The 12,171-nt window shown below is 68.5% G+C and carries 11 protein-coding genes and 1 pseudogene; 8 read left to right on the top strand and 4 right to left on the bottom strand.

What is annotated here, in order from left to right; genetic code table 11:
• Positions 1–1,090: 1,090 nt before the first annotated feature.
• Positions 1,091–1,489 (bottom strand): VOC family protein, encoded by a 399-nt coding sequence (locus B7P34_RS02500; protein WP_106674083.1) that lies wholly within the window; start codon positions 1,487–1,489, stop codon positions 1,091–1,093.
• A 93-nt stretch (positions 1,490–1,582) separates the two neighbouring features.
• Here B7P34_RS02500 and B7P34_RS02495 point away from each other — a divergent pair, with 93 nt between their 5' ends.
• The 6 genes from B7P34_RS02495 to B7P34_RS02465 all read left to right on the top strand — a co-directional run bounded on the left by B7P34_RS02495 (position 1,583) and on the right by B7P34_RS02465 (position 8,808).
• The gene (locus tag B7P34_RS02495) at positions 1,583–2,575 is read left to right on the top strand and encodes a helix-turn-helix transcriptional regulator (protein WP_106674082.1); all 993 of its coding nucleotides are present in this window, start codon (positions 1,583–1,585) and stop codon (positions 2,573–2,575) included.
• A 672-nt stretch (positions 2,576–3,247) separates the two neighbouring features.
• Positions 3,248–3,787: a hypothetical protein gene (locus tag B7P34_RS02490; RefSeq protein WP_106674081.1), complete on the top strand. Its 540-nt coding sequence runs from the start codon at positions 3,248–3,250 to the stop codon at positions 3,785–3,787.
• Positions 3,788–4,587: 800 nt separating this feature from the next.
• Positions 4,588–5,547, top strand: a complete 960-nt coding sequence (locus B7P34_RS02485) for an arabinan endo-1,5-alpha-L-arabinosidase (protein WP_223267420.1) — start codon at positions 4,588–4,590, stop codon at positions 5,545–5,547.
• A gap of 156 nt (positions 5,548–5,703) precedes the next feature.
• The gene (locus tag B7P34_RS39640) at positions 5,704–6,348 is read left to right on the top strand and encodes a macro domain-containing protein (protein WP_353620226.1); all 645 of its coding nucleotides are present in this window, start codon (positions 5,704–5,706) and stop codon (positions 6,346–6,348) included.
• 136 nt (positions 6,349–6,484) lie between these two features.
• On the top strand, positions 6,485–7,555 hold the full coding sequence (locus B7P34_RS02475; protein ID WP_106674080.1) for a bile acid:sodium symporter family protein: 1,071 nt from the start codon (positions 6,485–6,487) through the stop codon (positions 7,553–7,555).
• Positions 7,556–8,508: 953 nt separating this feature from the next.
• Positions 8,509–8,808, top strand: a complete 300-nt coding sequence (locus tag B7P34_RS02465) for a hypothetical protein (RefSeq protein ID WP_106674079.1) — start codon at positions 8,509–8,511, stop codon at positions 8,806–8,808.
• A gap of 3 nt (positions 8,809–8,811) precedes the next feature.
• Here B7P34_RS02465 and B7P34_RS02460 read toward each other — a convergent pair whose 3' ends face one another.
• Both B7P34_RS02460 and B7P34_RS02455 read right to left on the bottom strand, forming a co-directional pair.
• A complete protein-coding gene (locus B7P34_RS02460; protein WP_223267412.1) occupies positions 8,812–9,171 on the bottom strand; it encodes a Fur family transcriptional regulator in 360 nt (119 codons plus the stop codon).
• 133 nt (positions 9,172–9,304) lie between these two features.
• A complete protein-coding gene (locus B7P34_RS02455; RefSeq protein ID WP_223267419.1) occupies positions 9,305–9,634 on the bottom strand; it encodes a metal ABC transporter permease in 330 nt (109 codons plus the stop codon).
• Here B7P34_RS02455 and B7P34_RS39635 point away from each other — a divergent pair.
• Positions 9,593–9,700 (top strand): annotated as a pseudogene (locus tag B7P34_RS39635) (hypothetical protein); the annotation flags it as partial. The gene B7P34_RS02455 and the pseudogene B7P34_RS39635 sit on opposite strands and share 42 nt — an antisense overlap.
• Before the next feature lie 171 nt (positions 9,701–9,871).
• Here B7P34_RS39635 and B7P34_RS02445 read toward each other — a convergent pair.
• The gene (locus B7P34_RS02445; RefSeq protein ID WP_286157441.1) at positions 9,872–10,834 is read right to left on the bottom strand and encodes a helix-turn-helix domain-containing protein; all 963 of its coding nucleotides are present in this window, start codon (positions 10,832–10,834) and stop codon (positions 9,872–9,874) included.
• Between the two features lie 257 nt (positions 10,835–11,091).
• Between B7P34_RS02445 and B7P34_RS02440 the strand changes: the two genes are divergently transcribed.
• The gene (locus B7P34_RS02440; RefSeq protein ID WP_106674077.1) at positions 11,092–12,126 is read left to right on the top strand and encodes a saccharopine dehydrogenase family protein; all 1,035 of its coding nucleotides are present in this window, start codon (positions 11,092–11,094) and stop codon (positions 12,124–12,126) included.
• Positions 12,127–12,171 lie beyond the last annotated feature (45 nt).

Genomic DNA, 12,171 nt, shown 5'->3' with positions numbered 1-12,171 from the left:
TCGTTGATCGTGTGACGCGCGCTGACGGTCGACTGGAACCCAGTGCTGGTTTGGTGCTGACTTTGGAGCCCAATTCAAGGAAAACAGCAGGCCCTAGCCTTGTCCGGATGAGTTGTCGTACCACTCGATAGTGGTCCCGATGAGGCTCGCGACGACGATGCGGGGGAGCGAGTTGGGAGTTGGGGTCGGTGGGGGAGGGGTAGCCATGGTCATCACTTCCGGGTGGGCGATGGGCGCGTCATTGCGTCGCCACACGGTAGGAAGCGGCAGATCAGGGGCCTATGTGGCGGGGGGCCACACTTTAGGGGCGAGGTGTGAGGGCAGCGCCCATGAGGGGGCGCTGTGGGCCCTTCGTATCACTCAACTCGACTTAGAAATTCGGCGCGGAGTAATGTCGCGATTGGGGTGGTCTGGTACTCGGGTGCTGACTCCCGTGCTGACTTGGTGCTGACTACGGAGCGTTGAACTAGGGCATTCAGCACGCATCACCCCGCGCGGAGAGACGTACACGGTCTCTCAGGAGACGCGATGGCTTGAGGTACGGGTCGGCGGATCGCAAGGCTCGTATCTTCTGCGTAAAGGCGTCCCGCTGTGCCTGCTGTGATGAGGATGCGTCCGAGCTTCTTGACGTCGACGTGGACCAGGTGCCGATGTGCTCGTGCTCGTAGCGGAGGAACTCGCATAGCTGCTCGCCGTGGGTGGGTCCAGGTCGCTGAGCCGGTTGAGACCCCCATGTGCCAAGACGCGATGCACGGTGGCCGGGGCGATGATGATGCCGTGCAGGCGTTTCAAGCCGGCGGCGAGGCGGGCGGGTCCGTGGTGTCGGGAGGAGTGGTCGAGTGGTCCGTTCTCGCCGTGCGCGCGCCGGCGGGCGTATTACTTGGCAAGGCAGCGGCGGGAGATCCCGGCTTCCGCCGCGACGTGTGCGATCGGACGTCCGGCGTCCATCCGCAGGCACAAGTACAAGACGTCCTTCGGGGGCAGCGGTGCCTTGCGATGCCCCTTGCTCGTGGCGCTCCTGAACTCGGCGACCGCGTTCACCGGGAGCCCTGGGATCTCGGGTCTCCCGCGTGAGCGGCTGTGTGTGGCGTCAGCGTGCGAACTTTTCAATGGCCGCTGGGGTGACGGGGGTGAAGAAGTTGACGAGGTTGCCGTCGGGGTCGCGGAACAGCAGTGATCGGTTGCCCCAGGGCATCGTGGTGGGCTCGGTGACGAAGTCGGTGACGAATCCGGTCAGGTTCTGGTGAACGCGGTCCACGTCTTCGACGAGGAACTCGGTGATCACGCTGTGATTGTCCGCCGGGCGGGCGGAGCCCGGGGCGAACAGCGGGACGGTGCGGGTGCCGGCGATCGCGAGGGTGGCGCCCGCGGTCTTGAGTTCGGCGAAGTCCTCGGTGGCCCACACCGCCCGCGCCCCTGTGGCTCGCTCGTAGAACTCGACGAGGCGCGCTACGTCGCCGGTGATGATGCGGATCGAGACGAAGTCCATGGGAATCTCCTTGGCTGTGCTGGAGGCGTGCACGTCGCAGGCTAGGAGAAATAGTGGACAGAATCGGTCCTGTATTCGCGTTAGGTTGTGCACATGCCCCGACCCACTGCCCGCGTGCTGACACTGCTGGAGCTGCTGCAGTCGGGCGGCACCCGGACGGTGGCCGAACTCGCCGACCGGCTCGGCGTCGAAGGGCGCACCGTGCGGCGGTATGTGGACCAGCTGATCGACCTGGACGTGCCCGTGGAATCGGTGCGCGGCCGCTACGGCGGGTACCGGCTCGCCCCCGGGTACCGCTTGCCTCCGCTCATGCTCAGCGACGACGAGGCGCTGGCCGTGCTGCTCGGCCTGGTCGCCGGCCGCCGAGCAGGGTTGACGACGGCGGAGCGCACGGCGAACGAGACGGCGTCGGCGAAGATCCGGCGGGTGCTGCCCAAGCACATCGCCCGCCGGCTTGACACACTCCTGGCAACTCTCGCCTTCACGGATCAGCCCGGCGAGTTCAACACCCCGGACACCGGGGTCCTGCTCACCATCGCCGATGCGGTGCGCCATCGCCGACCGGTCTTGATCCGGTACACCGACCGCGACGGACGTCGCAGCGAACGCACGCTGCACGCGTACGGGATCGTCGCCCACTCGGGCCGGTGGTACGTCACGGGCAAGGACGCCCGGATCGGCGAGGACCGAACCTTCCGGCTCGATCGCATCGCAGAGGCGAGGACCCTGCCCGGCTCATTCGAAGCGCTTGTGGGTCCCGATTCGGCACAGCGCGTGCTGTCCGGGTTCGCCACGGCCGAGTACCGGTATGAGGTGACCTTGCGGATCCACGGGACCGTCGAGCAGATCCGCGCCCACCTTCCCGCCGGCGTCGCGAGCCTGGAGGAGCACGAGCCCGTCGCGGGCGAGGACCGGGCGTCGGCCGAGCACTGGCGGCACGTAGAGCTGCGGGCGGAGCGGCTCGACTGGCTGCCTCCGGTACTCGCCTCCCTCGACCGGCCGTTCGTCATCGAGCGCCCGGATGAACTACGCGACCTCGTCACCGCGCTCGCCGATCGCCTCGCGTCCTGCGCCCGCCAAGCCTGACAGCGAGGAACCAATGTCATGAAATGGCATAAGTAGAACGGAAGCGGCCTCCGGTAGGGATTCGTCGCGCTGCGAACCATGACGGCGTGCAGCGTGCAGCGTGCGGTACGGGTGCCGCTGCATTCCGGCTCTCCGCTGTCGAGCACGCGGAGCAGGGAAGCGGTGACAACACGCGTCGCGCAGCCGATGCGTATCAAGCGACAGGGGGGGAATGCCCCGCGGCCAGTCCGCTGGAATCCAGGGGATGGCTCGATAGGTGCCTGTGGGTCGGACCAGCTGAGGCCGTACTGCGACGGGGCGACAAGCCGGCGAACACGTCACCAGCAACTGTCGGCATCACTGCGGAGAATTACGGGAGCCACATGCTTGTGCCTCGTCATCTGAGTCCGCTGACTGCCGTGCACCCGCAGATGAGTCGGCACCTTGCCGAGGCGGCCGCCGGGGTGCGGGTGGCCCGGGAACGACTCGCCGCACACGGCTGGGACGTCGCATGGGGCGTAGTGATCGCCGGGCCCGGTGCGGTGGAGTTCGGGCAGTGGCCGCCGGGCACGGTCGTCGAGCGCACCCCGGTCCACGGCAGCTTGCCAGTGGCTCGCAACCGCACACTCAACCTTCTCCCCGGACGGATGGATCCACCCCCTGGACGGGGACGACGCCCTGGACTCCGACGGGTTGGCGGACCTGGTGCGCGAGCCGGCGGTGGAGGAGGCGGGCATCGGCTGGATATCCGCCAACCGGGCCTTCCTGGACGGAACCACCTCGCTGCACTACTGCGCAGCACCCCGCCGATGGGAGCGTCACGAACCGGCTCCCGCGTGGACTCTGCCGGCATTCCCTTTCCACCCGAACGCCGTGCTGGCCCGTACCGACGCGGCTCTTGAGGCAGGCGGCTGGCCTGCCGTCATCTCCTGCGAGGACATGGGCTGGGCATTGGCCATGTCCGAGCTGTTCGCCGGCGCATCGACACCGCACGTCGTCACCGGCTGTCGCACATGGCCGGACCGTGTCACCGTAACCAGTTGCACCCCACGGAACTACTCCGCCGGCTTCGCAGGCAGTGGCAGTTCGACCGCGGCCGCCGCCTCGGCGAGCATGCCCCGACTGCCCTTCAGCTTGGAGACGTGCTTGCAGATCGTGCTGTGGATGACGCCGAGGAGCGCGGCGATCGAGGTGACGGTGTTCGCGGGGTGTGTGAGCAGTTCGCGGGCGTGACGTACGGGCCGCGGTCACCGGTACGGTCCGTGCGTTCGGCGACTCGGCATCCTCGTCAACAACGCTGACCGCGGCCACGGAGATCCGTCGGCCCCGAATCGAATACGGATCAAGATCCGCAGAGTCGTCGGGCCTGTCAGGGGCCCGCCCTCCAGACGGAACCTATGCGTTTCACGCTACCGCTCACGCCGTCGCTCACCCGCCGAGAACCTCCAATCGAGGTGGGGTCAGAACAACTGCCCAGAGGATCGCCGAGACTCACGCCGATCTGGAGCGCGCCCGCCCTGCCGCAATGCCGGCTGAACCGTGGCTGCTGGCCGTGGAGGAGTTCGCCCGCCTGTCTGCGGCGAATCAGGTCTCCGTACGGCCTGGTGCCGACTCCCGGCACCGGACCCTGCATCCGGCGTGGTGCGCGGGGCCCGGCACGGTGGGCAGCGTGATGCCGAGGTGCGCGGCCATGTCCGGCTCGAACCGTCCATACGAGTTCATGTGCGTCCAGGACAGCGGGGACAGCCCGCGAAGCAGTCGGACAAGGGGGGATGCAGGCGGGGTGATATGTATGACCAATGTTACCTGATCCGGTGAATTCCTGACGCGAGCCCTGTCGGGAGTTGACGGCACGCGGTGTCCTACCGCATGAGCAACAAGTTCCGGCCCGTCAGGGATTGGCCGTGTGGTTCTCGATGAACCCGGTGGTCATCCGAAGGAGCGTGCAACGAAGCAGAGGATCGGTGATCACCGTGTTCGATACGGGGAATGGCCGTCGCGTACGAGTGCTGGTCGCCGTCGCGGCGCTGGTCATGTCCTTGCTGGCCGCCGCGCACGGGAGACCGGTCGCAGCCGCCGCGCCGGCCTGGCCTTTGCCGGGAGCGGTCAGCGGGGACACAGTTGTGCACGACCCCTCCATGGTGAAGCTCGGAAGTCAGTACCTGGTCGCGTCCACGCACAATCAGGTCGAGCTCCGGGTGTCCGACGACCGCGTCAACTTCAGGCGTCTCGGGCCCGCCTTCGGCACGGTCCCGGCCTGGTGGAGCCGGTTCAACTCCTCCAACGACGTGTGGGCCCCGGATGTGTCGTTCCACAACGGCAAGTACTGGATGTACTACTCGGTGTCCAGTTTCGGTTCCAACAACTCCGGAATCGGACTCGCCACGAGTGCCACGGGGCAACCCGGCACCTGGGTGGACTCCGGAGGGCCCATCCTCACCTCCCCCTACCCGAACTACGACTTCAACGCCATCGACCCCAATCTGCTGGTGGACAAGAACGGGAAATGGTGGCTGTCGTTCGGGTCGTTCAGGCTCGGCATCTACATGATCGCCCTCGACCCCCAGACCGGAAAGCCGTCGGCCACGGACACCCGGGTACGCCAACTGGCACAACGGCTTCACGTCTGGCCCGACCCGGTCGAAGCGCCGTTCGTCTACTACAAGGACGGCTACTACTACCTGTTCGTGTCCTTCGACTACTGCTGTAAAGGCGTCAACAGCAACTACAGCATCCACGTCGGCCGCTCCACCGCACCCGACGGGCCCTACCTCGACCAGGCCGGGCTCAACATGATCGGGGACGGCGGGAGCCTTCTGCTCGGCACACACGACAGCTGGGTGATCGGCCCGGGTGGTCAGTCCGTGGTCCACGACGACGCGGACAACCACGACCTGCTGATCTACCACTACTACGACGGCCGCGACAACGGCACGCCCAAGCTGGGGATCAATTACCTCGGGTGGAACAACGGGTGGCCCTACGTGTACTAGCGGTGGCCTATCAGGCCCCTCGATCTCCACCGCCTGGTCCAACAAATCACCGCGAGTGATCTGAATGCGGTCCCAGACGGGCGGCGGGGTGCTGCGAACGGTCGTGAGGAGCTCGGGTCGAACGATAGGCACTCGTCAACGACGCTGCTCAGTGGGGTGGCGACGGCGACGCGTACCTGCGGGCGTCCGATCAGCACCCTGCTGCGCGGCCCGAGCGGAGGCCCCGGCGGTGTCTTCGTCCACCAGCAGCAGGTGGGCGCGGCCGTCGGGGCGCGCTTCCAGGAGTCGGCCGGCTCGGCAATTGCCGCTTCGGGGCCTCCACATCGTGGGCCCGGTGTTTCAGGTTGCCGGCGGCGACGAGCCGTTGCTGGCCTTCCGCTACGGGAGTCCCAGCGGGTCGCGGAGGAGCTGGGTGCGCGGACGGTGGCGTTCCCGGCGATGTCGACGGGCGTCTGCCGCCGGCCAGCCGAGGGTGCGGCCCGCATCGCGGTAGAGGCGGTGCGGCAGGCGTCGGCGTTGGCGGAGGAATACCGTTTCGTACTCTTCCACGAACGGGCATACGGGCATTTTCGCCGCGCAGGCGAGGCGATTGACCTGCTTATCGACCGAGAGCGTCTGCCCGGCTCGAGCCTCTTCAGAGCTGCTGGGATGTCGCCATGCCATCAGGCTGCGGCATCTCGGCGGTGCGCCTTCACCGTCCTCAATGCGCTGGAGCCGGCCACTATTCGCACCCGACTGCCCGTCTCGTCAGAGCCACCCAAGGCACAGCCTCGGCGCTTCTGTCGAAGTCATCACCCGTAGAGGCGATGATCTGAACTTCATTGCGATCCAAGGCCGTTCAGCTCAACCTTTAGGTCCTCGACCTGCGCGGGCCGGCTTCGACGCGGCCGCCGAGCGGCGGATGTAGCACCATGCGGCCAATAGGCTCTTGTGTGTGATGGCTGTCGTGAAGGTTGTGCAGCGGTGGCTGCTGGGACTGATGCTGGCCTGTTACGTGCTGGCCGGTGTGTTCCCCGCCCCCGGCGAGGCGCTCCGCGAACTGACGCTCCCTGCCCCTGCGGGTGCAGGCGCTCTGACGGTACCGATGGTGCTGTTGGCGGTGATGCTGTTCAACGCGGGTCTGGGGGTTCGTGCCGCTGAGCTGCGGGTGATGGTGCGTCAGCCGGTTCGGCTGGTGCTCGGTATCGCCGCCAATGCTCTGCTGCCCTTGCTCGTGCTTCCGCTGATCGCCCTCGCCCTGCGGACGTGGCCCGACCCTGCCGAGGCTGAGGGGCTGGTGGTAGGGCTCATGCTGGTGCTGGCGATGCCGATCGCGGGCGGTGCCGCCTCCTGGGGGCAGAACGCGGGCGGCAACGTTCCTCTGGTCGTCGCAATGGTGATCGGTTCCACCCTGCTCAGCCCGCTCACCGTCCCGTTCGGGATGCACATGGCCGGTCAGTTGGTCGGCCCGTACGGTGCCGGTGCTCTGGACGACACCACCAAGGTCGACGTCATCGCCCGGACCGGGGCCGGGATGTTCGCTCTGATGTCGGTGGTGCTGCCCTGCCTGGCAGGCGTCCTCGTGCGGATGCTGCTCGGCGAGGAACGGGCCCGTCGTGTCCTGCCCGCCGTCAAGGCGGTCAACATCGTGAACATCCTGCTGCTGTGCTACATCAACGCGGCCGGCGCCCTGGGGCAGGCACTCGCCCACCCGGACCCGGACCTGCTGGCACTCGCCCTAAGCCTGTCCGGCATGGTGTGCTGCCTGACCTTCTACTGCGGCCGCTGGATGTCCCGCTGGACGCGCTGCGACCAGCCCGACGGTATCTCCCTCACCTTCGCCACCGGCATGAACAACAGCAGCGCCGCTGCCGTACTGGCCGCCTGCTGGTTCTCCCACCGCCCCGAGGTACTGCTTCCGATCCTCTCCTACAGCCTGCTGCAGAAGATCGTCGCAGGCGCAGCGGGGAAACCGCCCCGCTCCCGGCTGGACAAGACACCCAGCCAGATGACGGCCCCTGGCGTGTAGACGTCCTCCGGTACGACCGCCCGCCCCCGGGGGTGAGGCCGCTTCGGCATCCGTTTCCCGGCGGGCCATCGACCCACGGCCCGTTCATCGACAGCTCTGAGCCGTCGTCCTGGCTTGTCATCGGGTGAAGCGGTGGTCCTCCTCGATGACAGGTGCGGCCGGCGGCGGTGGCTGGGTGCGGCGGCGCTTTTAACACGCTGACGTAGGCGGTCGTGCCGATGACGTCGACGACCATCAGGATCAGGCCGGTGAGGTAGGCGTTCCTGCCCTGGAGATGCCAGTCCGCGGCGAAGGCGAGGACGGCTCCTACGGCGATCAAGGAGATGCACCCTCCCATGCCACAGCCTGGATGAGGACGCCTGCGAGCACGACCACGGGCTGGAGGCAGCCCCCGCTTGAGTGCCCGGGGACGAGGCCCGGACGTCAGCCGTCCCGCCAGGGTTCGCCCGGGGACGGCACTCGGCGTATCAACGCCGACATTCGTCTCGTTGTAGTCCCTCGGCGCAGTGGGCGGTGCTCGGTTACCCGCCGCACTGGCACGGGCCGCCGGACTGGCATCCGCAGCTGCAGCCCGGACCGCAGGTGCAGCCCTCGCTGCACGTCGGTCGCGGAGTGTGAACGGTCATGTCAGCGCTCCTCCTTCGCTCATGCGGCTGTCTCATCGAGCGAACACCCGGCCGGTTCTTGACCGCAAGAAGGGGTACACGGGTAGCGGTCACGAGAATGGAGAACCGGTCCTCTCGCCGGATGCGGGTCGGCGGGCTGTGAGGCGGCCCGGCGGCGGTGGCGGTGGCCGCTCGATGCCGGAGTCACCTTCTGTCGCATGGCGTGGCACGGCGTGTTTCCAGCCGACTTCCGGCGACTTTCGTGAATCCCCGGCGCGGCTGACACTGGAAGGGCAGGCTCTCCCGTCGGACAGATCCGATCACGCGGGGGAGAAGGAAGGCTTTGCCATGCTGACCAGCGCGCACACTTCTCACGCGAACCACACTCACCAGCACGGTGCGGAATGCGGGCACGTCGCCGTGCCGCACGAGGACCACGTCGACTACGTCCACGACGGGCACCTGCACCGCGTGCATGAGGACCACACCGACGATTGCGAGCCCACCGGCCACACCGTTCACCAGGAGCACGCGCACCAGCACGGTGCGGAATGCGGGCACGTCGCCGTCCCGCACGGCGACCACGTGGACTACGTCCACGACGGGCACCGTCATGCCCAGCACGAGGGGCACTGGGACGACCACTGATCTTCAGCGTGTCTGTGCCCGCTCCTCCTTCCGGAGGCAGTCCGGAAAGCGGCCGGAGAGTTCGACGGCGTGCCGGACGTCGGCGAACCCGGAGGTCCGGGCGATCCGGGCCGCCCATTTCTCCACCGGGCCGGATCCGACGGGCAGGCTGAGGCCGCACTCGGTGCAGATCAGGTAGTGGCGGTGGTCAGAGCCGGGGCGGTGACGGAAGAGCTGCTTGCCGTTGGCGTCGCGGAAGACGTCCGCACGGCCGGCCTCGGCCAGCGCGGTGAGGGTGCGATAGACGGTGGAGAGGCTGACGGACGAGCCACCGGCCACGAGCCGCTTGCGCAGGTCCTGGGTGCTGATGAAACCTTCCGCCACGACAAGGGCCCCAGGACCGCCGCACGCTGCTGTGTGGCGCGGCCGATCAGCGCCATGTTGTCCACGGTGTCGTGCGTCGTTGTCGTTGCCTGCTGCCGGTCGTCTGCCATCGCGGCGCTCCTCCGCTCAGCCTTCAGTCAGTACGCGGGGCGGGGCGCCGTATGAGGAAGGTGGCGGCGTAAACGGCAGTGGCCGTGGCCATGATGGCGAAGCTCGGCGGCATCCGCGGCACCGCGTACGAGGCGAACAATCCCGCCCACATCTCCGTCACCGCAAGACCCACGGAGAGGGCAAGGGCACGATACGGGCGGGCGGTCAGCCGGATCGCGGCTCCGGCAGGGGCGGCGAGCAGGCCGAGGAGCAGGAGGGAGCCGACCGCTTGCGTGGCCTCGGCGGCACCAATGTCGACGAGCCGCGCCGGCTGACCCTGACCTGGTCCGGTCCCGGCGAGGACCGGCCGCACGGCGAATCCCGGGTCACCTTTGAACTCCAGCCCTACGGTGACACCACGCGTCTCACGGTCACCCACGTCAAACCTGCGGGACACAAGAAGCACCGCTCCATCTCCGGCGGCTGGAACTCGTGCTGGCCAACCTCAAGACCTATGTCGAGACCGGCACGACGCTGCCCGTCCCGGCCTGGCGCCCCTGAGAAGACACAGCCCGGCGGCGCATGCTCGGCGCATGCGCCGACCCTGTCCTTACCGGGCCTCGTGCGCGATGTCGCTCAGGCCCGGACGGGGCCGCGAGCGGAAGGTGCGGCGGTAGGTGTCCGGGGGCACGCCGACCGCGCGGTTGAAGTGCCGGCGCAGCGTCGTGGCGGTCCCCATGCCGGTGGCCGCGGCGATGGCGTCGACACTGTCCTCGGTGCTCTCCAGCAACTCCTGGGCGTGGCGGATCCGCTGAGCCAGCAGCCATTGCAGCGGGGTCGTGCCGGTCACCGACCTGAAGTGGCGGCCGAGGTGGCGCGAGCTCATCCGGGCCTGGCGGGCGAGGTCTTCGACGGTCAGCGGATGGTCAAGCCGTTCGCTCACCCAAGGGAGCAGCTCGGCGAGCGGGTGATTGCCCTGTGCGGGCACGGGAGTGGTGACGAACTGGGCCTGGCCTCCGGGCCGGTGCGGCGGAACGACCAGGCGGCGGGCGAGAGCGTTGGCGGTCGACGAACCGTGGTCGAGACGGACCAGGTGCAGGCACAGGTCCATCGCCGCTGCCTTGCCGGCGGAGGTGAGCACGCTGCCGTTGTCCACGTAGAGGACATCCGGGTCCACCTCCACACGCGGATAGCGGGCGGCCAGAGCCTCGGTGTGCACCCAGTGTGTGGTCGCGCGCCGCCCGTCCAGCAGCCCGGCGGCGGCCAGCACGAACGCGCCCGTGCAGAAGGAGACCACGCGCGCCCCCGCCTCGTGGGCCGCGCGCACCGCGTCGACGAGGTCGGCCGGCGGGTCCTCGTCGACATCGGCCCAGGCGGGGACGATCACCGTGCCGGCGCGCCGGAGGTGGTCGAGTCCGTAGTCGGGCTCCAGCGTGAACCGGCCGACCCGCACCGCGCCCGGCCCGCAGACCACGACGCGGTAGTCGGGGCCGGCTCCACCGGGAAGGCTGTCGCCGAAGACCTCGCAGGCCACGGACAGCTCGAAGTGGAGCATGCCGTTGGTGACGGCCAGGGCGACAGTGCCACCGTCACTGCCGGTGCCGGTGCCGGTGCCGGTGCCGGTGCCGGTGCCAGCGTCCGCGTCCGCGTCCACGTCCACGTCCACGTCCACGTCCACGTCCACGTCCACGTCCACGTCCGGAATTGTACGGGTCATGTCGTTCCGGACACTCGTGTGAGGGACCCGCGCTCGCCAGGATGTCCGTAACGGATCGTCGGTGGAACGCCATCGGATCCTCATTGGATCGTTTCAACAACGGGGAGAAACCCATGGGATCGAAACCTGCCGTAGTGGTGTTCGGCGCGTACGGGCACACCGGCCGCTTCGTGGTGGCACACCTGCGAGAACGCGGGTTCGTCCCCGTGCTCTCCGGTCGCGATGCCGGCAAGCTGGAGGCGCTGGCCGCGTCCGCGTCCGCTTCCGTACTTGAGGCCCGTCCGGCGTCGGCCGGGGACCCTGACTCGCTCGACCGTGCGCTGGCCGGCACGGTGGCGGTGATCAACTGCGCCGGGCCCTTCGCCACCACAGCCGCCCCCGTCATCGAGGCGGCACTGCGCGCGGGCATCCCCTATGTGGACGTCACGGGCGAGATCGAGTCCGGCGTCGATACGTTCGCGGACTTCACGGACCGGGCCCGCGCGGCGGGAGCGGTGATCGTCCCCGCGATGGCCTTCTACGGGGGCCTGGGTGACCTGTTGGTCAGTGCGGCGATGGGGGACTGGACGGCGGCCGACGAGGCACACATCGCCTACGCGCTGAGCAACTGGCACCCCACCACCGGAACACGCGCCACGAGCAAGGTCTCCCGCCTGCGGCGAGGCGGCCGGCGCATCCGCTACGCCGACGGGCAGTTGGAGTACCGTGACGACGCGTCACCGACCCTCCAGTGGCCCTTCCCCGACCCAATCGGCCCCAGGGCCGTCATAGGGGAGTTCACCACGGTCGACGTCGTCACCATTCCCAGTCACCTGTCCATCTCCGACGTGCACACCCACATGACGGTCGAGGCGGCCAGGGAGGTGCTGGCCCCGGACACGCCGACGCCCGCCGCGACCGACGCGTACGGACGGTCCGCGCAGACCTTCCTCGTCGACGCCGTCGTGCGCCGCAGCGGCACCGAACGCCGTGCTGTGGCGCGGGGCCGGGACATCTACGCCGTCACCGCGCCGCTCGCGGTGGAAGCGGTCCACCGCATCCTCACCGGCCGGACCCGGGCGACCGGCGTCGCCTCCGCAGGCAAGATGTTCGACGCGCCCGACTTCCTCCGCGCCCTGTCGCAGCACATCTCCGTGGAACTGCACTAGCGGCGTGCAGAGGGCCGGAAGACACTCCGTCCGGCACATCCCCGC

Source organism: Streptosporangium nondiastaticum (genome assembly GCF_003011965.1).
GTDB classification, from domain to species: Bacteria; Actinomycetota; Actinomycetes; order Streptomycetales; family Streptomycetaceae; genus Streptomyces; species Streptomyces nondiastaticus.
This window is presented reverse-complemented; position numbering and strand designations above follow the sequence as displayed.

Coding starts and splice junctions, on each gene's coding strand:
- B7P34_RS02465 (WP_106674079.1), top strand. CDS start 8,509: ATGCTGACCAGCGCGCACACTTCTCACGCGAACCACACTCACCAGCAC.
- B7P34_RS02485 (WP_223267420.1), top strand. CDS start 4,588: ATGTCCTTGCTGGCCGCCGCGCACGGGAGACCGGTCGCAGCCGCCGCG.
- B7P34_RS02475 (WP_106674080.1), top strand. CDS start 6,485: ATGGCTGTCGTGAAGGTTGTGCAGCGGTGGCTGCTGGGACTGATGCTG.
- B7P34_RS02495 (WP_106674082.1), top strand. CDS start 1,583: ATGCCCCGACCCACTGCCCGCGTGCTGACACTGCTGGAGCTGCTGCAG.
- B7P34_RS02440 (WP_106674077.1), top strand. CDS start 11,092: ATGGGATCGAAACCTGCCGTAGTGGTGTTCGGCGCGTACGGGCACACC.
- B7P34_RS02500 (WP_106674083.1), bottom strand. CDS start 1,489: ATGGACTTCGTCTCGATCCGCATCATCACCGGCGACGTAGCGCGCCTC.